The organism is Variovorax humicola (genome assembly GCF_037889915.1).
GTDB classification, from domain to species: Bacteria; Pseudomonadota; Gammaproteobacteria; order Burkholderiales; family Burkholderiaceae_C; genus Variovorax; species Variovorax humicola.
The window spans coordinates 83,392-106,775 of the sequence record NZ_JBBKZV010000006.1; the positions used below are offsets into that span (position 1 = coordinate 83,392).

Genomic DNA, 23,384 nt, shown 5'->3' on the forward strand with positions numbered 1-23,384 from the left:
CGTGCGTTCATCAGGGGGTTCGGCGATCGCCCGGCCCGGAAAAGGCCCGCACCGCGTCGATCAGGCGCGAGCGTTGAAACTCGGGATGGATGCGATAGCGCAAGAGGTGCTCGCCGATAAACAGCGAAACCACCCCGATCGGCGACAGCACGTTTGCCAGCAGCGACCATGCCGCGAACGGCAAGACCAGGTACACCACGATGGAGGACACGACCACGAGTGCGAAGAACGCCGTCCAGACCATCGTGACCTGGCGCGTGTAGCGAGGCATCTCGCCCACGAGCGGATGCACCCGCTGTGCAAGCTGCCCGATCAGCGACAAGCCATCGCCACGCAGCGTGCTGCCGAACCAGCCGCACAGCAAGGCATTGATGCCGACATGCTGCGCCACGTAAAGGCGGTTGGTGTCACCCGCCTCGCCATTCATCACCAGCCAGAACAGGGCCGCGCCGGCCGCCGCGACCGCCAGCAGGCCCCAGCGTCCGAAATACGACCCCGCAACGCCGAGCGCGGTGAGCCACAACGGCACGAGCAGCACAAGCATGGCCCACGGATCGGTGGCGTGATACAGCATCATCCAGTGCGACAGCACCGCGTAAGCGGCACCGCCCAACAGCAGGATGGCCAGGCGCCAGCGCGTCATGCGCAGCGGATCACGCAGCGCTGCGGTGCTGGGCGACGTGGGTCGCGAGACTGCGCAGCGATTCGAAGATCTGTTGGTTGCGTTCGTCGTCCGAGCGCAACTGGAATCCGTACTTGCGCGACACCTCGAGTGCAACTTCGAGGATGTCGATTGAATCGAGGCCCAGTCCTTCGCCATACAGGGGGGCGGTGGGCACGATTTCGTCCGCGGCAATCTCGAGATTGAGCGACTCGACCAACAACACGGCCAACTCATTTTCGAGTGCGGTTTGCGAGAACATATCGCCGTCGGCGGAAAGGGAAGACTGGGCGGTCGATGACAAAGCAAACTCCGGGACGAGTGAGTGGGAACTATTGGGCAAGGCGCCCGGAATTATAGGAGGCCGCTTGGATAGACTGGCGCCCTCACATGCCCCGGAGAACCCATGGCCGAACCCTTGTTGATTGCCCGCCACGCCACGACCGAGTGCGCACTGCTGCCCGCACTGGCCAACCGCCACGGACTGATCACCGGCGCCACCGGCACCGGCAAGACGGTCACCCTGCAAACCATGGCCGAAAAGCTCTCGTCCATCGGCGTGCCAGTGTTCCTGGCAGATGTCAAGGGCGACCTGACCGGCATCAGCCAGGCCGGCAGCATCGGCGACAAGCTGGCCGGCGTGCTGAAGGAACGCGGCCTCGACTTGCCGGTGCCGCTGGCCTGTCCCGTCACGCTGTGGGACGTGTTCGGCGAACAGGGCCATCCGGTGCGCGCCACCATTTCCGACATGGGCCCGCTGCTGCTGGGCCGCATGCTCGACCTCAATGAAACGCAGGCGGGTGTTTTGAACCTGGTGTTCAAGATCGCCGACGACAACGGCCTGCTGCTGCTCGACCTGAAAGACCTGCGCGCCATGCTGCAGTACGTCGGCGACAACGCGAGCCAGTTCACCACCCAGTACGGCAACGTGAGCGCGGCCAGCGTCGGTGCGATCCAGCGCGGGCTGCTACAAATCGAAACGCAGGGCGGCGACAAGTTCTTCGGCGAGCCGATGCTGAACATCGCCGACTTCATGCAGACCGTCGGCGGCAAGGGCGTGATCAACATCCTCACGGCCGACAAGCTCATGAATTCGCCGCGGCTGTATGCGACCTTCCTGCTGTGGCTGCTGTCGGAGCTGTTCGAGCAACTGCCCGAAATCGGCGACCCCGACCAGCCCAAGCTGGCCTTCTTCTTCGATGAAGCGCACCTGCTGTTCAACGAAGCGCCCAAGGCGCTGATCGAGCGCATCGAACTGGTGGTGCGGCTGGTGCGCTCCAAGGGTGTCGGTGTGTATTTCGTGACGCAGAATCCGCTCGACATTCCCGATTCGGTACTGGCCCAGCTGGGCAACCGAGTGCAGCATGCGCTGCGCGCCTTCACGCCGCGCGACCAGAAAGCGGTCAAGGCCACGGCAACCACGATGCGTCAGAAGCCCGGGCTCGACATCGAAGCGGCCATCACCGAACTGGCGGTGGGCGAAGCGCTGGTGAGCCTGCTCGATGAAAAAGGCCGGCCCAGCGTGACCGAGCGCGTATTCGTCATGCCGCCCGGCAGCCAGCTCGGCCCGATCACGCCCGCGCAACGGCAGGCGTTGATTGCCAGTTCGCTGGTGGCCGGCGTGTATGAAAAGGCGGTCGACCGTGAATCGGCCTACGAAAAACTCAAGGGCCGCGCCGCCTCGGCACCCGGCGCGCCGCCGGTGGCCGCGGGCCTGCCCGGCACCGCGCAGGGAGGCGGCGCGTCGAGCGGAATCATGGATGGGCTGAACGACTTGCTCTTCGGCACCACCGGCCCGCGCGGCGGCAAGCATGACGGGCTGGTCCAGACCATGGCCAAGTCGGCGGTGCGCACCGTCGGCACCAGTGTCGGCAAGGAAATCCTGCGCGGGGTGCTCGGGGGAATATTCGGTTCGAAGAGTCGGTAGGCCGCCAGGCAGGCGGTCGGATCAAGGCGCAGGAAGGCCGTCGAACGAACCGGCCCACGTCCAATCGCCACGACGAGTGATCCGCCGTCCCCTACCACTTGAGAATGCGCGGGCCGAGCAATGCGCCGACAAATCCCGGCAGCGCCATGCCGGCCACGTACCAGATCGCCAGGAACGGCGCTGCCAGCTCGGTGCAATGCAGCGCATATACCGCGGCTCCCGCCGCACCCGCCATGGCGCCTGCGCAGGCCCCGGCCCATGCCGGCCGGGTCGGCGCCAGGCCGCGCAACGCCACCAGCGCGGCCACGAAAACAGGCAGCGATATCTCCCCGATGCTGAGCGCGCAGGTTCGCCATGTCTGGCCCCAGACCATGTCGGGCCGGCGGTCCTCCGGCGCCATCAGGTAACTCACGATGGCCATGGCCCATAGCATCAGCACCGGGATCGCCAATCCGAGCCAGCTTGCGCCGACCTTGGCGCCCGGCCGGGCCAGCCGCTGGAGCATGACGAAGCCCGCCACGCCCATCGTGACGGGCACCAGCAGCTTCATCCAGAACATGGGCCAGAACATGACCTGCACCAGGTCGCGCCGCACGCCGTACTCCACCTGCATGAGGAGCAGCGCCAACGGCACACCCAACACAAGGGCGAGCGCGATGCGCCGGGATGCCGCGCGATGCGGCACCGGCAAGGTGTCGGCAGCGAGCAGCGAAATCAAGTCGTCGGTTTTCATGACGCGCTGCTTCTGATGCGGGCGGCCAGCGCCTTCAGCCCACGGTGAATGCCGACCTTCACGGCCGACTCCGACATCCCGGTCGCAGCCGCCGTCTCCGCCACGGAAAGCCCTTGCAGCTTGACGTGCTCGATCGGCAGGCGCTGGCGGTCCGGCAGGGTTTCGAGCAGCCCGGCCAGGTCGCGCCTGGCGTCGCTGGCATCGGTGTCCGATTCGGCAAACACGGCAAGATCGTCGTCCAGCGGTTCATGCAGTGCCTCGCGGCTTGACTTGGCGCGAAGCAGGTCGATCATCTTGTAGCGCGCGATGGCCTGCACCCAGGCCGTCAAGGGCTGGTCGAGCTGGTACGTGTGGCGCTGGTTGTGCATGGCGAGCAGGCATTCCTGTACGAGGTCTTCCACTTCATCGGGCCAGCCAAACAGTCGCTTTCCCAGAAAGGCACGCAGATGCGCGCTGAGCTTTTGCAGGAACTGGCGATAGGCCGCGGCATCGCCGTCGAGGCCGCGAAGAAACAAGCCGCGCAAATTCGCCTCGGCTTCGCTTGCTTGCACCAGGCTCCCAGCTGTTGTTCGTGCCATCGAGTCGATTGGTTACAGCCGTGTGGAAAAAAAGAGATTCGGCGGATTGTGCCGCGCGCTGTCACCGGCGCCCAAGTACGCCATGACCCAAGCCTGCGCCTCCATGAGCGATGCGCCTCCCAGCGGACTGCGTGGATCCTGGAATGCAGTCGCTCACGGCCTGTCGCGCCTGATCACGCATGACGTGAGGGCGATTGCCGGCCGGTTCCAGATCGCGGCCATCTTCTTCATGTCGGGTGTACCAAGGTCGATGGATTGCCTGGCCCACGCCATTGTCATCGGCAGTCGTCCTGCTTTGCCTCTCAGTCCGCGGCGGCGGCACCTCCTCGCTCGACCGACTGCCGAAGATCGCCTGGCGAAGCCCGGTACGGCGGATGGCGTACCCGCGCCACGGCCGGCTTGCCAGTCGGGTAGGTGGTCGCTACATTGCTGTTTTTGAGGGACCGCAATGTCTTTAGACACCGCATCGACTTCTTCATCCGCCACGCCCGCTTCAACGACTCCCCCTCAGGTCTCTGCCGACGCCACTGGCCCGACGGTCGTGGCCGAGTCGATTTCGCTCTCGCCGATCATTCCGGCCGCTGGCGCCGCTGCAGCTTCGCCTCGGCATATCCGGCTGACCTCGCATGCGGGAGGCTTCGGCGCCTTGCCCCTTCACTGGGCGGCAGCCACGGCCACCGAGCGCGGCCCGGTGGTCGGCACGACGACCAAGCGCGCGCACCGCAACGTGATCGGCACGCACAGCGGTTCGTACAGCGTGTACCGCGCCCTGGCCGTTGCCGCCGGCGCGCTCGATCCGCAGCACAAGGCCGACCTCACCAACACCTCGCCGACCGACGTGATCGGCCCGTACCCGCAGTGGAGCGAGCCCGGCAAGATCGTGTCGCTCGACCCATGGGGCGCGACCGTCGCCAACGTGTTCTCCAACGAGCTTGCGGCCGGCTACGACATCCGCCCGACCATCGCGATCACCAAGGCCCACGTGATCCTGCCGGAAGTGATCGAGGCGCTGCAGTCGGGCCGCCTCAAGGCGGACGGCAAGTTCCTCACCCCCAACGGCGCCGCCATCGTGACCAAGGCGGCGATCGAACCCGTGTGGTACTTGCCCGAGGTGGCCAAGCGCTTCGGCTGCTCGGAAGCGGACCTGCGCCGCGTGCTGTTCGAGGAGACCGGCGGCATGTATCCCGAGTTGGTCACGCGCTCCGACCTGGAGGTGTTCCTCCCGCCCATCGGCGGCCAGACGCTCTACATTTTCGGCAACCCGGCCGACCTGGCCAACCCCGAGGTCGAACTCACCGCGCGCATCCACGACGAGTGCAACGGCTCGGACGTGTTCGGCTCCGACATCTGCACCTGCCGGCCCTACCTCACGCACGCCATCGAGGAATGCATCATGGGCGCGCAGCGCGGCGGCGTCGGCCTGGTCGCGTACTCGCGCAAGGAAGGCCGCGCGCTCGGCGAAGTCACCAAGTTCCTGGTCTACAACGCGCGCAAGCGCCAGGTCGGGGGCGACACGGCCGACCAGTATTTCGCACGCACCGAATGCGTGGCCGGCGTACAGGACATGCGCTTCCAGGAACTGATGCCAGACGTCTTCCACTGGCTCGGCATCAAGAAGATCCACCGCCTTGTCTCGATGAGCAACCTGAAGTTCGATGCCATCTCCGGTTCGGGCATCGAGATCGGCGAGCGCGTGAACATTCCCGACGAACTGATCCCCGCCGATGCACGCGTCGAGATGGACGCCAAGATGGCCGCGGGCTACTTCACGCCCGGCGCGGTGCCCGATGCCGAGGAGTTGAAGAAGGCCAAGGGGCGGGGTCTGTCGGAATGAGCGAGGGAACCCACCGACAGATCGACCCCGCGACCGAACTGGCCGTCGACACCGCCCACCCGGCAGGCGCCGCGGCCTACCTTCGTTCGACGACCGAGGTGCGTGGGCGGGCGCGCGCACTGCTGGCCCGCGCGCGGCGCGGCGAATCGGAGTGGTTCACCATCGGCGACGACGCGAAGATGGAAGACACCGCCCGCATCGTCGCCGAGGTCACGCGCGACCGCTACACGTGGGGGCCGATCCCGTACCACAGCCGCTGGCGCCACTTCGAGGCCGGCGGCATCCACCGGCTCAAGGAACTCGACGACCTGCTGGGTCCCGCCGTGCATGAGCGCGAGCGAGCCCGTGCACGTATCGACCTGGTGCTGGTCAGCGTGCTGCTGGATGCCGGTGCAGGCCCGGATTGGCACTATGTCGAATCGTCCAACAGGCAGCGTTTCTCGCGCTCCGAAGGTCTTGGCGTCGCGAGTTTCCATGCCTTCACGAGCGGGCTGTTCTCGTCCGATCCGGCGCACCCTTTGCGCGCCGATGCGGCCGGACTGCGCGGGCTGGTCACCGACCGGCTCGGCGACGCGTTCCAGGTGAGTGCCAGCAATCCCCTGGTCGGATTGGCAGGCCGCGCGATGCTGCTGCGCCGCCTCGGCGAAGCGATGGCGGCGCAGCCCGAAGTGTTCGGCGAGGACGGCCGTCCGGGCGGTTTGTTCGATGCGCTGCTGGGCCCCTACGGACCTGCCGTTCCGCCCACGGCCGAGGTGAGGGCGCACGAGATCCTCACGCTATTGCTCGACACGCTGTCGGGCATCTGGCCGGCCGCCAACGCGGTGGACAGCATTGCGGCCGACGGCAGCGACATGCCCGGCGGCATTGCCTCCGGCGATCCGGCCTTCGCACTGGGCGATTGCTGGCGCCACAGCGCCGTGACCGGGCCGGGCCTGACCAACGGCTGGATGCCTTTCCACAAGCTGTCGCAGTGGCTCACCTATTCGCTGCTCGAACCCTTCGAGTGGGCCGGCGTGCGCGTCAGCGGGCTCGACCAATTGACCGGCCTGCCCGAATACCGCAACGGCGGCCTCTTCATCGACAGCGGCGTGATCGTGCCCCGCAGCGCCTCACTGCTGGAGCGCAACTGGAAGGTGCACGACGAGTTCATCGTCGAATGGCGCGCCCTCACCGTCGCCCTGCTCGACGAGGTGGCGCCACGCGTTCGTCATGTGCTCGATCGCGGCATCGACGAATTGCCGCTGGCCTGCGTTCTCGAGGGAGGCACATGGGCCGCCGGCCGGGCTCTGGCACAACGCTTGCGCGACGGCTCGCCCCCCCTGCGTATCGAAAGCGATGGCACCGTTTTCTAGTCCTGGGCACTCAACTGCTAGTCTCGCGGCTTCCACAACGACAACATCTTCCCGATCATGAGCAATGTCCACCTGATCGACCACCCGCTGGTCCAGCACAAACTCACCTTGATGCGTCGCAAGGATGCCTCCACCAACAGCTTTCGCCGCCTGTTGAACGAGCTCAGCATGCTGATGGCCTACGAGGTCACGCGCGACATGGCAATGCAGGACATCGAGATCGAAACCCCGCTGGAGACGATGACCGCCCGTGTCATCGACGGCAAGAAGCTGGTGCTGGTGTCCATCCTGCGGGCGGGCACCGGCATCCTCGACGGCATGCTGAGCGTGGTGCCCGGCGCGCGCGTCGGCCACATCGGCCTGTACCGCGACCCGAAGACGCTGACGGCGGTGGAGTACTACTTCAAGATGCCGGGCGAGATGGAGAACCGCGACGTGGTCGTGGTCGACCCGATGCTGGCCACCGGCAACTCGGCCGTCGCTGCGGTCGACCGCCTGAAGGAACTGAATCCCAAGTCGATCAAGTTCGTGTGCCTGCTCACCTGCCCCGAAGGCGTGAAGACCATGCAGAACGCCCACCCCGACGTGCCCATCTACACCGCCGCGGTCGACCGCGAGCTCAACAGCCACGGCTACATCCTGCCGGGGTTGGGCGATGCGGGCGACCGGATCTTCGGAACCAAGTAGTTGAAAGCCATCGAAGCCCGCGGCGGCATCGGCAACTGCATGAACGCCGCGTGGGCGGCGCAGGTGTCCGGCCGGCCACTGCGCTGGCGCGCCACGGGCGAACTCCGGCCCGAAGACTTGTTCCTGAATCCCGAGGCCCTGCAACTGACCGAAGAAAAAGGTGGCGAGTACGTCTGGTTGTTCCCGAACATCGACATCGCCAGGCTCGGCACGCCGGAACACCATCCGCAGCACGAAGGCGTGGCGCCGGACGAGCTGCATGATTGGCATTGGCATTGGAGTGGCAACGTCATCACGGGCAACCTGCCCAGCAAGTTGCGACTGCGCGAAGGCGGGCAGTCGCTGCCGCCCGGCACCATCGGCGTACACGTGCGCACGCATCATTCCGAAATCGACTGCGACTTGGCACACGCGACTGCCGAGGTCAATGCGCTGACCGAAAAGGGCACGGTGTTCCTCGCCAGCGACACCGAATTGCCCGGTCTCTCGTCCACGGTGATCCGCAGCGAGTTGCGGCGCCCGGAGCACGACGACGATCGGGCAAGACCCGCCATCGAATCGGCCCTGCACGACTGGTTCACGCTCGGGCGCTGCGTCGAAATCCACCGCATTCACGCGTCGAGCACTTTTGTCGACTACTGGTGTCTTGTGCACGGCATGCCAATGAGGCGCCTGTTGGCGCCCGCGGTCTGTGACGCCTGATTTTTTTGCAGCCACCCACGAGGAGAAATCGCCATGTCCCTGTCGAGCCAGAAACGTCGTCAACTGATCGTCCGCACTGCTGCCATCGGCGCCGCCCTGGGCGCTGGCGCCCTGCCCGGCCTCGCACTGGCGCAAGGCGCCAAGCTCAAGGTCGCCGGCGTCTACACGGTGCCCTTCGAGCAGCAGTGGGCGAGCCGGCTGCACAAGGCGCTGAAGGCGGCGGAGGCACGCGGCGAGATCGAATACAAGGCCAGCGAGAACGTCACCAACGCCGACTACGAGCGCGTGATGCGCGAGTACGCGACCGGCGGCAACCAACTCATCGTGGGCGAGGCCTTCGCGGTGGAAGCCGCGGCACGCAAGGTGGCCAAGGACTTCCCGAAGACGTACTTCCTGCTCGGCTCCTCGGGCAAGCCGCAGGCACCCAATCTCAGCGTGTTCGACAACTTCATCCAGGAGCCGGCCTACCTCACCGGAATGATCGCCGGCGGCATGACCAAGACCAACAAGATCGGCATGGTCGGCGGCTTCCCCATTCCCGAGGTGAACCGCCTGATGAATGCCTTCATGGCGGGCGCGAAGGAGACCAACCCGAAGGTCGAGTTCAGCGTGAGTTTCATCAACAGCTGGTTCGATCCGCCCAAGGCCAAGGAAGCCGCCTTCGCCATGATCGACAAGGGCGCGGACGTGATGTACGCCGAGCGCTTCGGTGTGAGCGACGCAGCCAAGGAAAGGGGCAAGCTCGCGATCGGCAACGTGATCAACACGCAGGCGCAGTATCCGGACACGGTGGTCGCGTCCGCCCTGTGGAACTTCGAGCCCTCGGCCGACCGGGCCATCAAGCTCGCGAAGGAAGGCAAGTTCGTCGCCGAAGACTACGGGCCGTACTCCACGATGAAGCACAAGGGCTCGGAACTCGCACCGCTCGGCACGTTCGAGGCCAAGGTGCCGGCGCCCATCATGGCGAAGGTGAAGGCGAAGGAAGCCGACATCCAGGGCGGCAAGTTCACGGTAAAGGTCGACGACAGCCAACCCAAGTCAACCGCAAAGTGACTGCGCGCTCCTCGCCGTGACGACCACGGTCCTGCGTCTTCAAGGCATCACCAAGCGCTTCGGCACGCTGGTCGCCAACGATGCGATCTCGTTGACGCTCGATCGCGGCGAGGTGCTGGCGCTGCTCGGCGAGAACGGCGCCGGCAAGTCCACGTTGATGTCGATCCTGTTCGGCCATTACCGCGCGGACGAAGGCGACATCGAAGCTTTCGGCGAACCGCTCCTGCCTGGCAATCCCAAGGCCGCGCTGGCCGCCGGCATCGGCATGGTCCACCAGCACTTCACGCTGGCCGACAACCTCAGCGTGCTCGACAACGTGATGATGGGCAGCGAGCCGCTCTGGCAGCCCTTCACGCGCAGGTCCACGGCGCGCCTCAAGCTGCTCGAGGTTGCCGCGCGCTTCGGCCTGCCGGTCGTGCCGGAAGCCAGCGTCGGCGCGCTCTCGGTCGGCGAACGGCAGCGCGTGGAGATCCTGAAGGCGTTGTACCGCGGCGCCCGCATCCTGATCCTCGACGAGCCCACTGCCGTGCTCACGCCGCAGGAAAGCGAGGCGCTGTTCGACACGCTGGCGCAGATGGTGGCGCAGGGCCTGTCGATCATCTTCATCAGCCACAAGCTCGGCGAAGTGCTGCGCGTGTCGCACCGCATTGCCGTGCTGCGCGGCGGCAGGCTGGTTGCCGAATTGCCGGCGGCCGGCGCCACGCAGGCGCAGCTTGCGAACGCGATGGTCGGGCATGCGGTAAAACCGCCGGAGCGGCATCCGGGCCTCCCGGCCGACAACGCCGTCTGCGTGCTGCGCGATGTGCGAACCGATGGCGATTCACGGGATGCGTTGCGCGGCGTCTCGCTCACGCTGAATGCGGGCGAGATCGTTGCGGTCGCGGGCGTCTCCGGCAACGGACAGGTTGCGCTGGCCGAACTGCTATGCGGCACGCGTCGCGCCACCGTGGGCACGGTCGATCTGCTCGGCATGCCGCTGCGCCCCTCGCCCGCCGTGCTGGTCGAACAGGGCGTGGCGCGTATCCCGGAAGACCGGCACGCGGTGGGCGTCGTGGGCGACTTGCCGCTGTGGGAGAACGCCGTCTCCGAGCGCCTGCGCGGTCCTGCTTTCCGGCGTGGCCCACTGGTGCGCCGCAACGCGGCGCGGATGCAGGCACAACGCATCGTCAAGGCCTTCGACGTGCGCGGCGGCGGGCTCGACGCCACCGCGCGTTCGCTGTCGGGCGGCAACATGCAGAAGCTGATCCTGGGCCGCGCGCTGCTTGCGCCCGACGGGGCCGTCGCGACGCCGAAGCTCATCGTCGCGCACCAGCCGACATGGGGCCTCGACATCGGCGCGGTGGCCTATGTGCAGCAGCAACTCATCGCCGCGCGCGACGCCGGCGCCGCGGTGCTGGTGATATCGGACGACCTCGACGAGGTGATGATGCTGGGTGATCGCATCGCCGTCATGCACGGCGGCGAACTGGGCGAAGCGCGGCCCGCCGGGGCATGGACGCGCGAGAGCATCGGCCTCGCGATGGCGGGCGCGCCTCACGACGCGGACATGCCGGCATGAGGCTGCAAAAGCGCCCTGCCGTCTCTCGCGCCGCGCTGGTGTTCGCACCGTTCGGCGCGGTGCTGTTCACGCTGGCCATCACCGCGCTGCTGGTGCTCTGGGCGGGGCAGCCGGTCACGCAAACCTACGCGCTGTTGCTCAAGGGCGGCTTCGGTTCGGTGTTCGCGTTGAGCGAGACGCTGACGCGCGCTATTCCGCTGACGCTCACCGGCCTGTCTGCCGCGGTCGCATTCAGGGCCCGCCTCTTCAACATCGGCGCCGAGGGCCAGCTCTACGCCGGTGCGCTGGCCGCCATCGCCGTGGGCGGAATGCACGACGGCACCGGCTTCGACGTGTCGGCGTGGATCCTGTTCCCCGCGATGATGGCAGCCGCGGCCCTGGCCGGAGCCCTTCTTCTGCTCGGCCCTGCATTGATGAAGGCAAAGCTCGGCGTCGACGAAGTCGTGACCACCTTGCTGTTCAACTTCATCGTGCTGCTGGGCGTCAGCGCCCTGCTCGACGGTCCGATGAAGGATCCGACCGCCATGGGCTGGCCGCAGAGCGTCGCGCTTCAAGGCGAGCTGGAACTCGGCAAGCTGATCGAGCAGACGCGGGTGCACACCGGCTTGCTGTGGGCGATGGTGCTGTCGGTCGCCCTGTGGGCATTGCTCAAGCACACGGTCCTGGGTTTCGACATTCGCGCGGTTGGTGCGAATCCGCGTGCCGCTGCATTCGCCGGCGTTGGCACCACGCGCACCGTGGTGGCCGTCGCGCTGCTCTCCGGCGCAATGGCGGGACTCGCCGGCGCCATCGAAGTGGCGGGCCGCACCAGCTACGTGACGCTCGACATGTCTCCCGGCTACGGCTACAGCGGCATCGTGATCGCGATGCTGGCCGGTCTGCATCCGCTCGGCGTGATGGCGGCGAGCGTGTTCGTCGCCGGCGTACTGGTCGGCGCCGACAGCATGAGCCGCGCGATCAGCGTGCCGACCTACATCGCCGACGTGATCGTGGCGACGTCGCTCATCTCGGTGCTGGTGGCGATGCTGTTGGGGCAATACAGAGTGCGGTGGAAGTAGTTGCCATGGCCGACCTGCTCGACATCCTCGCCAATCCGGCCTTCTGGGTCGCGGTGCTGCGCATTGCGACGCCGCTGATCTTCGGCACGCTGGGCGTGTTGCTCTGCGAGCGCGCCGGTGTGCTGAACCTGGGCATCGAAGGGATCATGGTCGCCGGTGCATTCACGGGTTGGCTCGCCGTGTATGCCGGGCAACCCCTGTGGATCGGCGTGGGCGTGGCTGCGCTGACCGGCGCCGTGTTCGGGCTGTTGCACGCGTGGCTCACGGTCGGGCTGGCGCTGTCGCAGCACGTATCAGGGCTGGGCATCACGCTGCTGGCGACATCGCTCAGCTACTACGGCTATCGCGTGAGCTTTCCCAAGGTGAACACGCCGCCGACCATCACACCCTTCGCGCCGATGGACTGGCTGCCGATCCCGGTGCTCAATGCGCAAACCGCGCTCACCCTGCTCGCGCTGCTGCTGGTGCCGCTGATCGGTTGGGTGCTGTACCGCACGCCGCTCGGCCTGGCAGTACGCATGGTCGGGGAGAACCCGCAGGCGGCCGAGGGCCAGGGCGTGTCGGTGGTCGGCACACGCACCGGCGGGGTCGTGGCGGGCTCCGCGCTGATGGGCATCGCGGGCGCATTCCTGACCCTGTCGGCGTTCAACGCCTTCTTCTTCAACATGGTCAACGGCCGCGGCTGGATCTGCGTCGCGCTGGTGGTGTTCGCGTCATGGCGTCCGGGCAAGGCGCTGCTGGGCGCCCTGCTGTTTGCCTTCTTCGATGCGCTGCAATTGCGCCTTCAGCAATCCGGCGATGCCGTGCTGCCCTATCAGCTCTACCTCATGCTGCCTTACCTGTTGTCGATCCTTGCGCTGGTGCTCGTCGCGCGAAAGGCCGCTTATCCGCAAGCGTTGATGAAGCCCTATCGCAAGGGCGAAAGATAACCATGCTCGACCTGCTTCTCACCCACGCTTCCCTGCCCGATGGCCGCACCGACATGTCGATCGCCGTGCAGGACGGCCGCATCGCCGAAGTCACCGCCGGCCTGGTCGCACCCGCGCATGAAACCCTCGATGCGCAGGGCATGCTCGTCACGCCGCATTTCATCGACCCGCACTTCCACATGGACGCCACGCTGAGCTACGGCCTGCCGCGCGTGAACCAAAGCGGCACGCTGCTCGAAGGCATCGCGCTGTGGGGCGAACTCAAGCCGCTGCTGACGGCACAAGCCTTGATCGATCGCGCGCTGGCGTATTGCGATTGGGCGGTCGCCAAGGGCCTGCTCGCCATCCGCTCCCACGTCGACACCAGCGATCCCAGCCTGCTCGCAGTCGACGCGCTGCTCGAGGTCAAGCGCCGGGTGGCCCCGTACCTGGACCTGCAACTCGTCGCCTTCCCGCAGGATGGCGTGCTGCGCACCGCCCGTGGCATCGACAACCTCCGGCGCGCGCTCGACAAGGGTGTCGACGTGGTCGGGGGCATTCCGCACTTCGAGCGCACCATGGCCGACGGCGCCGCCAGCGTGAAGCTGCTGTGCGAACTCGCGGCCGAACGCGGCAAGCTGGTCGACATGCACTGCGACGAATCGGACGACCCGCATTCGCGCCACATCGAGACGCTGGCCTTCGAGGCCCAGCGCCTGGGCCTGCAGGGCCGCGTCACCGGCTCGCACTGCACCTCGATGCACAGCATGGACAACTACTACGTCAGCAAGTTGCTGCCGCTGATCGCCGAAGCCGGCGTGAGCGTGATCGCGAACCCACTCATCAACATCACGCTCCAGGGCCGCCACGACACCTATCCGAAGCGACGCGGCATGACGCGCGTGCCCGATCTGATGGCCGCCGGCGTCAATGTCGCCTTCGGCCACGACTGCGTGATGGACCCGTGGTACGGCATGGGTTCGGGCGACATGCTCGAGGTGGCGCACATGGGGCTGCACGTGGCGCAGATGACCAGCCAGGCCGGCATCCGGCAATGCTTCGATGCTGTCACGACCCATGCCGCGAAGATCTTTCACTTGCCGGGCTACGGGCTCGAGGCAGGATGCGATGCGAGCTTCGTGCTGCTGCAGGCGCGCGACCCGGTGGAAGCGATTCGCCTCCGCGCGACGCGACTGAAGGTGTATCGCAAGGGCAGGCTGTTGGCAGAGACACCCGAAGCGACCGCGGCGCTGCATCTGGCGGGGCGGCCTGCCGCCACGGCATTCATGTCCGGGGGGTCCACACCATGATCCATATCCGCGAAATCGACCATCTCGTCCTGCGCGTGGTCGACCTTGAAGGCATGGTCCGCTTCTACTGCGACGCGCTCGGATGCACCGTCGAAAAGCGCCAGGACGACATCGGCCTCGTGCAATTGCGCGCCGGCCGTTCGCTCATCGACCTCGTGCCGATTGACGGGCAGCTCGGCCGAATGGGCGGCGCAGCTCCTGGCCCGGAGGGGCGAAACCTCGACCACTTCTGCGTGCGCGTCGAGCCTTTCGACGAAACCGGCATTCGCGAGCACCTTCGTGCGCACGGCGTCGAGGCCGGCCCCGTCGAGTCGCGCTACGGTGCCGAAGGAAACGGTCCTTCCATCTACCTCTCCGACCCCGAAGGCAACGTCGTCGAACTCAAGGGGCCACCGCGGCGGGATTGAACATGGCAATGCCGCAATCTGCGGGCCGCATTCGTGTCATTTGCATCTGCATTGGCGCAAAATATACGCACCACCGCAAAGGGGATTGCCATGCTCCTGGATGCTCCCGTGACAACGATGCTGCCGGTCAAAGACCTGGACCGCGCCCGGCGTTTCTACGAAGGACAGCTCGGGCTCAAGCCCGAGGGACTGAGGCCCGATGGCAAATTCACATATCGCTGCGGAGGCACCACGCTGGCGCTGTTTCCCAAGGATGGCGGCACCAAGGCCGACCACACGGCGGTGAGCTTCCAGGTCAAGGACATTGCAAGCGCCATCCGCACATTGAAAGGCGCTGGCGTCGTGTTCGAGGACTACGACTTTCCCAACCTGAAGACCGTGGAACACGTCTGCGTGCTGGGTGCCGAAAAGGCTGCATGGTTCCTCGACACCGAGGGCAACATCCTGTGCCTGCACGAGGACATTCCGCAGCATTGACCCTCTCGGCCGGGCCGACGTGAGCTGCGGGGATTTCCCGCACCGAAGCCCCGCCCGTCCGAATCGTCGAGCGCGCTTCAGGCCGAGAGCAGCAACCACATGTGGACCTTCGACACGTACGCGCCGTCCACGGCGACCGCCATCGGCTCCAGCCCGAAAGCCCTGAAGCCGCATTGCTCGTAAAGCGTTCGTGCCGAGGCGTTGCCCTCGGTCACCGTGAGCTGGACCAAGCGGACTCCGTCGCGGGCGCGCGCCGCATCGAGGGCCGCGTCAACGATCCGGCGGCCAAAGCCGTGCTTGCGAGACCCCGGCGTCACGTACATGCCGAAGAAATTGGCCTTGTGCCGTGCCTTCTCCCGCGCCTCGAACGACAAGCCCGCCGCACCGACGAGCGCGGTGCCATCGAAGGCACCGAACACCACTTCCCTTGGCGTCGGCTCTGCGGACAAACGTGCTTCCCACCACGACATGGGCAAGGCTGCGCGCTCGGCTACGCTGGAAGTGAAGGCGTCCGGATGGCGCGCGTAGCCGTCGAGCATCAATGCCCGATAGGCCGGCGCGTCGGACGGAACGAGCCGCCGTACCACCTGCGCCGTCACAGGCTTGCAGGTGCGACGACCTCGGCGTTGTAGATCTGGATCGTCGGCAACTCGGCCGCGAGCGCACCGACCGCCTTGGCAAAGGCACGCGACGCGGGCACCACGAAGTGCGCCTTCAGCGCCGCCGCATCGGCCCACTGCTCGAAGAACACCAGCCGCCACGGGTTTCCGGTGTCACGGAACACCGCGTGCGAGATGCAGCCGGGTTCAGCCCGCGAACGATCAACGTGTTCAAGGCTCAGCTTGAGCGCTTCATCGAAGGTCGCGGCGGTTGCGACGATGGCGCCGGTCACGAGTATCACGATCTTGTCTCTCTTTGTTGATGTGATGGGAAAAGTCAGCCGGGGCTCCATTTTCGCTGCGGTGGGCCGGGCGCGGCTCCAGCGCTCAGGCCTCCGGCGCGATCGCTTCGGCGTATTCGTACAGCGCGCCCAGAATCGTTTCGGCCCGCTCATCGGCCGTCACGGCGAGCGTGTCGATCTCGGCAAAGAACCGGTCGACATTGAGCGCTCCACCCTCGCCTTCCAGCAGCTTCGCCGCCCGATGCGCTTCCCAACGCCCGCTTTCGTCGGGGCTGAGGGTGTCGGCGAAGTTGCGTGCCCGGTAGCGGAACAGCAGTTCCTCCAGTCGCCCATCGTCGAAGCCGGTCCTCGCATGGGCGAGTTCGGCGCCCGAAAGGCTGCGCAACTGGTTCAGTCGACGCCGGTCGGCGTTGCCGATGAATCCTCCGTACAGGTCTTCGTCGACATCGGGCTTGCCTTCGGCCGGTCGCTTGAAAACCTGGGGCCAGATCGCGCTCATGTCGGGCAGCCCGGCCGCGATCTCGGCGTGCCGCATGGCCTGGTCCATGTCGATCTGCCAGCGCTGGGCCATCTCGGGCACCAGCGTCTTGCGGTTGCCGACCACCATCGGCGACTTGTTCAGGTGGATCGATTTCACGGGCAATCGCGTCATGCCTTCGGGCAAGTCGGCCGTGCGCGAGAAAAGGCGCTGGCGCAACGTGGCCACGTCCATCAGCGGCAATTCGCTCGGGTCATGGGCCAGGTCCCATGCGAGCAGTTCGTTCTTGTTGGTCGGGTGGCTGGTCAATGGCCACATCACGGCCAGGCAACCACGTTCGACCGGAAACATGCCCGAGACGTGCAGGAATGGCCGGGCTGTCTCGCGTGTGGCTGGGAAGCCAAGCTCGGCGGCGACCTGGTCCTTCCTGTGCAGCCGCAATGCAAAGTCGAACAGGCGCGGCTGCTTCGAACGGATCAATCGCGCCAGCGCGATGGTGGCACGCACGTCCGACAGCGCATCGTGGGCCGCTTCGTGCGCAAGGCCGTTCGCGCGCGCCAGATCTTCCAGCTTGAAGCTGGGCCGGCCATCCTCCTTCACCGGCCACTGAATGCCATCAGGACGCAGCGCGTAGGTCAGGCGCACCACGTCGAGCAAGTCCCAGCGGCCGCATTCGTTTTGCCACTCGCGTGCATAGGGGTCGATCAGATTGCGCCAGAACATGAAGCGCGTGATCTCATCGTCGAAGCGGATCGTGTTGTAGCCCACGCCGATGGTGCCGGGCTCGGAGAACACCCGCTCGATCTGCGCGGCGAACTGGTTTTCGGGAATGCCGCGCTCCAGGCACACCTGCGGCGTGATGCCGGTGATCAGGCAAGCCTCCGGGCTCGGCAGGAAGTCCGGCGCCGGCTTGCAATACAGCATCAGCGCCTCGCCGATTTCATTGAGTTCGGCATCGGTGCGAATGCCCGCAAACTGCGCCGGACGGTCGCGCCGGACATTGGCCCCGAAGGTTTCGTAGTCGTGCCAGAGAAAGGTGTGGGGCATGGTCAAAGAAGGGGTGAAAACAATCGCGCAGTGGCATCGCCAAGGCGCTTCCAGAAGCTCTGGCGCCGCATGCCGCGCACGGGTGATGCGCTTTGCAGGTCGGTCTCGAACTGCGCCGCCAATGGCTCGAGCAACGTTGGACCATATACCACCGCCATCACTTCATAGTTGAGGCGGAAGCTGCGATTGTCGAAGTTGGCTGTTCCGAGCATCGCGCAGTTGTCGTCCACCACCAGCGTCTTGGAGTGGAGCATGCGTTCCTTGTACTCCCAGACCTTCACGCCCGCGGCAATGAGTTCGTCGAAGTACGACCTCGCGGCGGCGCTCACGATCACCGAGTCGCTGCGCCGCGGCACCAGCAGCCGCACATCCACGCCGCGCAACGCGGCGCTGGTCAACGCCATCATCGCCGGCTCGCCCGGCACGAAATACGGCGTGGTCAGCCACGCGCGACGCGTCGACGAGTTGATCGCCGAAACGTGCATGCGATGGATCGGTTCCAGTGGGTTGTCCGGGCCGCTGGTGACGATCTGCACCGGGATGTCGCCGGATTCGACGTGCGGCATCAGCCTGCCGAGCGCTTCGTCGAGATGGCGCAACTGCTCGCCGGTCGCATAAGTCCAGTCCTCGATGAAGGTAGTCTGAAGCCAGCGCACCGCAGTGCCTTCGATACGCACATGCACGTCGTGGTAGGCGTCGGGTCGGGTGCGCTTGTCTTCTTCGTCGGTGATGTTCACACCGCCAGTGAAGCCGACGCGCCCGTCGCACACCACGATCTTGCGGTGGGTGCGGTAGTTGGTCACCGGGCGCAGCCGCCGGCCTATGCGGGTGTCGTGGAACAAGGCAACGTGAATGCCTGCCGCGTGCATCGGCGCCATGAACTTGCGCCCCACCCGCTTCGAGCCGAGCGCGTCCAGCAGCAGCCGCACGACGACGCCTTCCTTCGCCTTTTGAATCAGCAGGTCGCGCAGCCCGGTGCCGACATGGTCGGGCTCGAAGATGTAGTACTCGAGGTGCACATGGTTGCGGGCAGCGGCAATGGCCTCGAAGATGGCCTCGAAGGTTCGCGCACCACCCGACAGCAGTTCGACCGACGTGGCACTCGAAACCGGCAAGCCGCACGCCGCCATGCCGAGTCCGGCGATCTGGCGCAATGCGGGCGGTGCACGCTCAGCAGCCTGCCCGAGCCTCGCGAGGTCAGCCGCACTGTGCGCGCCGGCCCGGCTGCGCAGCCGCCTGAGCCGCTGCTTCCTGAGCCGCTGCGGCCCCAGGAAGTAATAGATGAGAAAGCCTCCGAACGGGATGAAGGCCAGCGAGAGGATCCAGCCGAGGGTCGACACCGGCGCCCGCTTCTGCATCACGATCCACACCGACAGCACCGCGATATAGCCGCTCCATGCCAGCGAGAGGCCGGTTTTCCATTCGTGGCTGAGTTCGAGAAAATTCAAGGCGATTGGCGGTGGGGGCAAGAAAAAAGGTCGGGAGCGAATGCTACCGACCTTTGGTTTGACGGCTGAAATCGTATCAGCCGGTAGCCGCTTCCTCGGCTTCAGGCTTCGACTTGCCTTCCTTCTTCGGCAGCGGCGTGATGTCGAGCTGCACTTCCTCCTTGTCATCGAGGTCCACCGTGAGGCGGCCGCCGTCGATCAGGCGTCCAAACAGCAACTCGTCGGCCAGTGCGCGCCGGATCGTGTCCTGGATCAGGCGCTGCATCGGCCGCGCACCCATCAGCGGATCGAAACCCTTCTTCGCCAGGTGCTTGCGCAGCGTGTCGGTGAAGGTGACATCGACCTTCTTCTCGGCGAGTTGCGTTTCGAGCTGCAGCAGGAACTTGTCGACCACGCGCAGGATGATTTGCTCGTCCAGCGCCTTGAAACTCACCATGGCGTCCAGGCGATTGCGGAACTCCGGCGTGAACAGGCGCTTGATATCGGCCATTTCATCGCCCTGCTGACGCGGGTTGGTGAAGCCGATGGTCGACTTGTTCATGGTCTCGGCGCCCGCATTGGTGGTCATCACGATGATCACGTTGCGGAAATCGGCCTTGCGTCCGTTGTTGTCGGTCAGCGTGCCATGGTCCATGACCTGCAGCAGCACGTTGAAGATGTCCGGATGCGCCTTCTCGACTTCGTCGAGCAGCAACACTGCGTGCGGCTTCTTCGTGATCGCCTCGGTCAGCAAACCGCCCTGGTCGAAACCAACGTAGCCCGGAGGCGCGCCGATCAGGCGGCTCACAGCATGGCGCTCCATGTACTCCGACATGTCGAAGCGGATCAGCTCGATGCCCATGATGTAGGCCAGTTGCTTCGCAGCCTCCGTCTTGCCGACACCTGTAGGGCCGCTGAACAGGAACGAGCCGATCGGCTTGTCGGCGCGGCCGAGGCCCGAACGCGCCATCTTGACAGCGGAGGCCAGCACTTCCAGTGCCTTGTCCTGGCCGAACACCACGCTCTTGAGGTCGCGCTCGATGGTCTGCAGCTTGCCGCGGTCGTCGTTGCTGACGTTGGCGGGGGGAATGCGCGCGATCTTCGCGACGATGTCCTCGACCTCGGTCTTGCTGATGGTCTTCTTGCGCTTGTTCGGCGCGAGGATGCGCTGCGCAGCGCCCGCCTCGTCGATCACGTCGATGGCCTTGTCGGGCAGGTGACGGTCGTTGATGTACTTGGCGCTCAGCTCCGCCGCAGCCTGCAGGGCCGCGACCGCGTACTTGACGCCATGGTGTTCCTCGAAGCGCGACTTCAGGCCCTTGAGGATCTCGACCGTTTCCTGCACGGTCGGCTCGCCGACGTCGACCTTCTGGAAGCGACGCGACAGCGCAGCGTCCTTCTCGAAGATGCCGCGGTATTCGGTGAACGTGGTCGCGCCGATGCACTTCAGCTGGCCGCTCGAGAGCGCCGGCTTCAGCAGGTTCGATGCGTCCAGCGTGCCGCCTGAAGCGGCGCCGGCACCGATCAGGGTGTGGATCTCGTCGATGAACAGGATCGCGTTCGGCTTGTCCTTCAGCGACTTGAGCACGCCCTTCAGGCGCTGTTCGAAGTCACCGCGGTACTTGGTGCCGGCCAGCAGCGCACCCATGTCCAGCGAGAACACGTTCGACTCGGCCAGGATTTCCGGCACTTCCCCCTGCGTGATGCGCCAGGCCAAGCCCTCGGCAATCGCGGTCTTGCCCACGCCGGCCTCACCGACCAGCAGCGGGTTGTTCTTCCGCCTGCGGCACAGGATCTGGATCACGCGCTCGACTTCGTAATCGCGCCCGATCAGCGGATCGATCTTGCCGTCCTTGGCCGCCTGGTTGAGGTTTTGCGTGAACTGCTCGAGCGGCGAAGACTTCTCGTTCTTCTCGCCGCCGCCCTCATCGCTCTCGTTCGAGGACGATTCACTGCTGCCCTTGGCGGCTTCCGGCGGATCGCTCTTCTTGATGCCGTGCGCGATGAAATTCACCACATCGAGGCGCGTCACACCTTGTTGGTGCAGGTAGTACACGGCGTGCGAGTCCTTCTCGCCGAAGATCGCGACCAGCACGTTGGCGCCCGTCACTTCCTTCTTGCCGTTGCCGGTGGACTGCACATGCATGATGGCACGCTGGATGACGCGCTGGAAGCCCAGCGTCGGCTGGGTGTCCACGTCATCGGTGCCCGCCACTTGCGGCGTGTTGTCCTTGATGAAGTTGGTGAGCGACGCGCGCAGGTCGTCGACGTTCGCAGAGCAGGCCCGCAGCACCTCGGCGGCGCTTGGGTTGTCCAGCAGGGCGAGCAGCAGGTGTTCCACGGTGATGAACTCGTGGCGCTGCTGCCTGGCTTCGACGAAGGCCATGTGCAGGCTGACTTCCAGTTCTTGGGCAATCATGTGATTTCCTTTTTGCCTTGCTGTAAATATGTTCGATATGGGTTGGATTGCAATTTATTCAACGGGTTCGCTGACGCACTGCAAAGGGTGGCCTGCCTGGGCCGCCGCCTCCATCACCTGATTCACCTTGGTAGCCGCCAGGTCGCGCGAGAACACCCCGCACACGCCTCGGCCATCGAGGTGGATCTTGAGCATGATCTGGGTCGCGGTCTCGCGGTCCTTGTTGAAGAATTCCTGGATAACGACGATCACGAACTCCATCGGGGTGTAGTCGTCGTTCAGCATCACCACCTGGTACATCTGCGGAGGTGCTGTTTTCTGCGGGCGCCGTTCCAGCACGACCGCGTCGCCGTCGTCGCGCGCCGGCTTCGTGACCGGCGGCGTTTTCGGAGTCGAGGGGATTCTGGTTGCCATGAAAATCATTCTATAGATCGAGCAAGCGCCATGCCGGCGCAACAGGAATTGGTGGCGTCTTCCCGACAAAACAAGGCCGCCCCACTGTGAAAGACGGCACGGCACACGGGTGCACGGCACAAAAAAACCCTGGTGCCTTCCGGACACCAGGGTCTGGACGTTGCCGGGCCCGAAGGCGCCAGCCGTCGAAATCACATGTGGTCGATCATTACCTGGCCAAAGCCCGAGCAACTCACCTGCGTGGCGCCGTCCATCAGGCGGGCGAAGTCGTAGGTGACCTTTTTGCTCGCGATCGACTTCTCGATCGACTTGATGATCAGGTCGGCTGCTTCCTTCCAGCCCATGTGGCGCAGCATCATTTCGGCGGAAAGGATCTCGGACCCGGGGTTCACATAGTCCTTGCCGGCGTACTTGGGCGCCGTTCCGTGGGTGGCCTCGAACATGGCGACGGTGTCGCTCAGGTTCGCACCGGGGGCGATGCCGATACCGCCGACCTGGGCCGCCAGGGCGTCGGAGATGTAGTCGCCATTCAGGTTCAGCGTGGCGACCACCGAGTATTCGGCCGGGCGCAGCAGAATCTGTTGCAGGAACGCATCGGCGATGCTGTCCTTGACGGTGATTTCCTTGCCGGTCTTTGGATTCTTGAACTTCATCCACGGACCGCCGTCGACGAGTTCGGCCCCGAATTCCTTGGCCGCGAGGTTGTAAGCCCAGTCACGGAAGCCACCTTCAGTGAACTTCATGATGTTGCCTTTGTGCACGATGGTCACGCTTGGCTTGTCATTGTCGATCGCATATTGCAGGGCCTTGCGCACCAGGCGTTCGGTGCCTTCGCGCGAAACCGGTTTGACGCCAATGCCCGAAGTATTCGGGAAGCGGATTTTCTTGACGCCGAATTCCTCTTGCAGGATCTTGATGAGTTTCTTGGCTTTTTCGCTTTCGGCTTCGAATTCGATGCCGGCATAAATGTCTTCCGAGTTTTCACGGAAGATCACCATATTGGTCTTGTGCGGCTCTTTCACCGGACTGGGCACGCCTTGAAAATACTGCACGGGGCGCAGGCACACATAAAGATCCAGTTCCTGGCGCAATGCGACATTGAGCGACCGAATGCCACCGCCGACCGGCGTGGTCAGCGGGCCCTTGATGGAAACCACGTAGTCGCGCACGGCGTGCAGAGTTTCCTCGGGGAGCCACACGTCCGGACCGTAGACCTTGGTCGACTTTTCGCCGGCGTAAACCTCCATCCACTGGATTTTCTTCTTGCCGCCGTAGGCCTTGGCCACCGCCGCATCCACCACCTTGATCATCACTGGCGTGATATCGAGACCGGTACCATCTCCTTCGATAAACGGAATGATGGGTTGGTCGGGCACATTCAGGGAATTGTCGGCGTTGACCGTGATCTTCTGGCCTTCGGTCGGGACTTTGATGTGCTGATAGCTGGGCATGT

Annotated in this window: 24 protein-coding genes; 12 read left to right on the forward strand and 12 right to left on the reverse strand. The window is 65.3% G+C overall.

Going from position 1 to position 23,384, the window contains the following annotated elements:
* Nucleotides 1-10: 10 nt before the first annotated feature.
* Together WKW80_RS12660 and WKW80_RS12665 are read right to left on the reverse strand one after the other, a co-directional pair.
* Nucleotides 11-643 carry a COG4648 family protein gene (locus WKW80_RS12660; RefSeq protein WP_340363915.1) on the reverse strand — a complete coding sequence of 211 codons (633 nt, stop codon included), beginning with the start codon at nucleotides 641-643 and terminating at the stop codon, nucleotides 11-13.
* A 10-nt stretch (nucleotides 644-653) separates the two neighbouring features.
* A complete protein-coding gene (locus tag WKW80_RS12665) occupies nucleotides 654-965 on the reverse strand; it encodes a phosphopantetheine-binding protein (RefSeq protein WP_340363916.1) in 312 nt (103 codons plus the stop codon).
* 102 nt (nucleotides 966-1,067) lie between these two features.
* Here WKW80_RS12665 and WKW80_RS12670 point away from each other — a divergent pair, with 102 nt between their 5' ends.
* Complete coding sequence (locus WKW80_RS12670; RefSeq protein WP_340363917.1) at nucleotides 1,068-2,588, forward strand: helicase HerA-like domain-containing protein; 1,521 nt, start codon at nucleotides 1,068-1,070, stop codon at nucleotides 2,586-2,588.
* Between the two features lie 91 nt (nucleotides 2,589-2,679).
* Here WKW80_RS12670 and WKW80_RS12675 read toward each other — a convergent pair whose 3' ends face one another.
* The 3 genes from WKW80_RS12675 to WKW80_RS12685 all read right to left on the reverse strand — a co-directional run bounded on the left by WKW80_RS12675 (nucleotide 2,680) and on the right by WKW80_RS12685 (nucleotide 4,178).
* Nucleotides 2,680-3,321, reverse strand: a complete 642-nt coding sequence (locus WKW80_RS12675) for an NrsF family protein (protein WP_340363918.1) — start codon at nucleotides 3,319-3,321, stop codon at nucleotides 2,680-2,682.
* Nucleotides 3,318-3,899 (reverse strand): sigma-70 family RNA polymerase sigma factor, encoded by a 582-nt coding sequence (locus tag WKW80_RS12680; protein ID WP_340363919.1) that lies wholly within the window; start codon nucleotides 3,897-3,899, stop codon nucleotides 3,318-3,320. The genes WKW80_RS12675 and WKW80_RS12680 overlap by 4 nt, the downstream gene beginning before the upstream one ends.
* A 153-nt stretch (nucleotides 3,900-4,052) precedes the next feature.
* Nucleotides 4,053-4,178, reverse strand: coding sequence for a hypothetical protein (locus tag WKW80_RS12685; protein WP_340363920.1), 126 nt, complete (start codon nucleotides 4,176-4,178; stop codon nucleotides 4,053-4,055).
* Nucleotides 4,179-4,347: 169 nt separating this feature from the next.
* On the opposite strand from WKW80_RS12685, the gene WKW80_RS12690 reads away from it, so the two are divergent.
* The 11 genes from WKW80_RS12690 (at nucleotide 4,348) to WKW80_RS12740 (ending at nucleotide 15,245) form a co-directional block, all read left to right on the forward strand.
* The gene (locus tag WKW80_RS12690) at nucleotides 4,348-5,733 is read left to right on the forward strand and encodes a GTP cyclohydrolase II (protein ID WP_340363921.1); all 1,386 of its coding nucleotides are present in this window, start codon (nucleotides 4,348-4,350) and stop codon (nucleotides 5,731-5,733) included.
* Nucleotides 5,730-7,085, forward strand: coding sequence for a URC4/urg3 family protein (locus WKW80_RS12695; protein ID WP_340363922.1), 1,356 nt, complete (start codon nucleotides 5,730-5,732; stop codon nucleotides 7,083-7,085). Before WKW80_RS12690 ends, WKW80_RS12695 begins: the two co-directional genes overlap by 4 nt.
* Before the next feature lie 57 nt (nucleotides 7,086-7,142).
* Entirely contained in the window at nucleotides 7,143-7,772 is a 630-nt protein-coding gene (upp, locus tag WKW80_RS12700; protein WP_340363923.1) for a uracil phosphoribosyltransferase, read from the forward strand.
* Nucleotides 7,773-8,474 (forward strand): hypothetical protein, encoded by a 702-nt coding sequence (locus WKW80_RS12705; RefSeq protein WP_340363924.1) that lies wholly within the window; start codon nucleotides 7,773-7,775, stop codon nucleotides 8,472-8,474.
* Nucleotides 8,475-8,507: 33 nt separating this feature from the next.
* The gene (locus WKW80_RS12710; RefSeq protein WP_340363925.1) at nucleotides 8,508-9,527 is read left to right on the forward strand and encodes a BMP family protein; all 1,020 of its coding nucleotides are present in this window, start codon (nucleotides 8,508-8,510) and stop codon (nucleotides 9,525-9,527) included.
* Nucleotides 9,528-9,543: 16 nt separating this feature from the next.
* On the forward strand, nucleotides 9,544-11,085 hold the full coding sequence (locus WKW80_RS12715) for an ABC transporter ATP-binding protein (RefSeq protein WP_340363926.1): 1,542 nt from the start codon (nucleotides 9,544-9,546) through the stop codon (nucleotides 11,083-11,085).
* Nucleotides 11,082-12,143: an ABC transporter permease gene (locus WKW80_RS12720; RefSeq protein WP_340363927.1), complete on the forward strand. Its 1,062-nt coding sequence runs from the start codon at nucleotides 11,082-11,084 to the stop codon at nucleotides 12,141-12,143. The genes WKW80_RS12715 and WKW80_RS12720 overlap by 4 nt, the downstream gene beginning before the upstream one ends.
* A 5-nt stretch (nucleotides 12,144-12,148) precedes the next feature.
* Nucleotides 12,149-13,072, forward strand: coding sequence for an ABC transporter permease (locus WKW80_RS12725; RefSeq protein ID WP_340363928.1), 924 nt, complete (start codon nucleotides 12,149-12,151; stop codon nucleotides 13,070-13,072).
* Between the two features lie 2 nt (nucleotides 13,073-13,074).
* Nucleotides 13,075-14,361: an amidohydrolase family protein gene (locus WKW80_RS12730; protein ID WP_340363929.1), complete on the forward strand. Its 1,287-nt coding sequence runs from the start codon at nucleotides 13,075-13,077 to the stop codon at nucleotides 14,359-14,361.
* Nucleotides 14,358-14,768 (forward strand): VOC family protein, encoded by a 411-nt coding sequence (locus WKW80_RS12735; RefSeq protein WP_340363930.1) that lies wholly within the window; start codon nucleotides 14,358-14,360, stop codon nucleotides 14,766-14,768. Before WKW80_RS12730 ends, WKW80_RS12735 begins: the two co-directional genes overlap by 4 nt.
* Nucleotides 14,769-14,858: 90 nt before the next feature.
* A complete protein-coding gene (locus WKW80_RS12740) occupies nucleotides 14,859-15,245 on the forward strand; it encodes a VOC family protein (RefSeq protein WP_340363931.1) in 387 nt (128 codons plus the stop codon).
* 77 nt (nucleotides 15,246-15,322) lie between these two features.
* Here WKW80_RS12740 and WKW80_RS12745 read toward each other — a convergent pair whose 3' ends face one another.
* The 7 genes from WKW80_RS12745 to icd all read right to left on the reverse strand — a co-directional run bounded on the left by WKW80_RS12745 (nucleotide 15,323) and on the right by icd (nucleotide 23,382).
* The gene (locus WKW80_RS12745; RefSeq protein ID WP_340363932.1) at nucleotides 15,323-15,844 is read right to left on the reverse strand and encodes a GNAT family N-acetyltransferase; all 522 of its coding nucleotides are present in this window, start codon (nucleotides 15,842-15,844) and stop codon (nucleotides 15,323-15,325) included.
* On the reverse strand, nucleotides 15,841-16,146 hold the full coding sequence (locus WKW80_RS12750; protein ID WP_340363933.1) for a putative quinol monooxygenase: 306 nt from the start codon (nucleotides 16,144-16,146) through the stop codon (nucleotides 15,841-15,843). Before WKW80_RS12750 ends, WKW80_RS12745 begins: the two co-directional genes overlap by 4 nt.
* An 85-nt stretch (nucleotides 16,147-16,231) precedes the next feature.
* A complete protein-coding gene (gene sbcB / locus WKW80_RS12755; RefSeq protein ID WP_340363934.1) occupies nucleotides 16,232-17,671 on the reverse strand; it encodes an exodeoxyribonuclease I in 1,440 nt (479 codons plus the stop codon).
* 2 nt (nucleotides 17,672-17,673) lie between these two features.
* Nucleotides 17,674-19,119 (reverse strand): cardiolipin synthase, encoded by a 1,446-nt coding sequence (gene cls / locus WKW80_RS12760; RefSeq protein ID WP_340363935.1) that lies wholly within the window; start codon nucleotides 19,117-19,119, stop codon nucleotides 17,674-17,676.
* Between the two features lie 76 nt (nucleotides 19,120-19,195).
* Nucleotides 19,196-21,517 (reverse strand): ATP-dependent Clp protease ATP-binding subunit ClpA, encoded by a 2,322-nt coding sequence (gene clpA, locus WKW80_RS12765; RefSeq protein ID WP_340363936.1) that lies wholly within the window; start codon nucleotides 21,515-21,517, stop codon nucleotides 19,196-19,198.
* A 54-nt stretch (nucleotides 21,518-21,571) separates the two neighbouring features.
* Complete coding sequence (gene clpS, locus WKW80_RS12770; protein ID WP_340364164.1) at nucleotides 21,572-21,931, reverse strand: ATP-dependent Clp protease adapter ClpS; 360 nt, start codon at nucleotides 21,929-21,931, stop codon at nucleotides 21,572-21,574.
* A gap of 191 nt (nucleotides 21,932-22,122) precedes the next feature.
* The gene (gene icd, locus WKW80_RS12775; protein WP_340363937.1) at nucleotides 22,123-23,382 is read right to left on the reverse strand and encodes an NADP-dependent isocitrate dehydrogenase; all 1,260 of its coding nucleotides are present in this window, start codon (nucleotides 23,380-23,382) and stop codon (nucleotides 22,123-22,125) included.
* Nucleotides 23,383-23,384: the final 2 nt, after the last annotated feature.

Excerpts from the sequence above, each read along its gene's own strand:
- WKW80_RS12660 (WP_340363915.1), bottom strand. The coding sequence starts at position 643 with ATGACGCGCTGGCGCCTGGCCATCCTGCTGTTGGGCGGTGCCGCTTAC.
- WKW80_RS12670 (WP_340363917.1), top strand. The coding sequence starts at position 1,068 with ATGGCCGAACCCTTGTTGATTGCCCGCCACGCCACGACCGAGTGCGCA.
- WKW80_RS12675 (WP_340363918.1), bottom strand. The coding sequence starts at position 3,321 with ATGAAAACCGACGACTTGATTTCGCTGCTCGCTGCCGACACCTTGCCG.
- WKW80_RS12680 (WP_340363919.1), bottom strand. The coding sequence starts at position 3,899 with ATGGCACGAACAACAGCTGGGAGCCTGGTGCAAGCAAGCGAAGCCGAG.
- WKW80_RS12685 (WP_340363920.1), bottom strand. The coding sequence starts at position 4,178 with ATGACAATGGCGTGGGCCAGGCAATCCATCGACCTTGGTACACCCGAC.
- WKW80_RS12690 (WP_340363921.1), top strand. The coding sequence starts at position 4,348 with ATGTCTTTAGACACCGCATCGACTTCTTCATCCGCCACGCCCGCTTCA.
- WKW80_RS12695 (WP_340363922.1), top strand. The coding sequence starts at position 5,730 with ATGAGCGAGGGAACCCACCGACAGATCGACCCCGCGACCGAACTGGCC.
- upp (WP_340363923.1), top strand. The coding sequence starts at position 7,143 with ATGAGCAATGTCCACCTGATCGACCACCCGCTGGTCCAGCACAAACTC.
- WKW80_RS12710 (WP_340363925.1), top strand. The coding sequence starts at position 8,508 with ATGTCCCTGTCGAGCCAGAAACGTCGTCAACTGATCGTCCGCACTGCT.
- WKW80_RS12720 (WP_340363927.1), top strand. The coding sequence starts at position 11,082 with ATGAGGCTGCAAAAGCGCCCTGCCGTCTCTCGCGCCGCGCTGGTGTTC.
- WKW80_RS12725 (WP_340363928.1), top strand. The coding sequence starts at position 12,149 with ATGGCCGACCTGCTCGACATCCTCGCCAATCCGGCCTTCTGGGTCGCG.
- WKW80_RS12730 (WP_340363929.1), top strand. The coding sequence starts at position 13,075 with ATGCTCGACCTGCTTCTCACCCACGCTTCCCTGCCCGATGGCCGCACC.
- WKW80_RS12735 (WP_340363930.1), top strand. The coding sequence starts at position 14,358 with ATGATCCATATCCGCGAAATCGACCATCTCGTCCTGCGCGTGGTCGAC.
- WKW80_RS12740 (WP_340363931.1), top strand. The coding sequence starts at position 14,859 with ATGCTCCTGGATGCTCCCGTGACAACGATGCTGCCGGTCAAAGACCTG.
- sbcB (WP_340363934.1), bottom strand. The coding sequence starts at position 17,671 with ATGCCCCACACCTTTCTCTGGCACGACTACGAAACCTTCGGGGCCAAT.
- clpA (WP_340363936.1), bottom strand. The coding sequence starts at position 21,517 with ATGATTGCCCAAGAACTGGAAGTCAGCCTGCACATGGCCTTCGTCGAA.
- clpS (WP_340364164.1), bottom strand. The coding sequence starts at position 21,931 with ATGGCAACCAGAATCCCCTCGACTCCGAAAACGCCGCCGGTCACGAAG.
- icd (WP_340363937.1), bottom strand. The coding sequence starts at position 23,382 with ATGCCCAGCTATCAGCACATCAAAGTCCCGACCGAAGGCCAGAAGATC.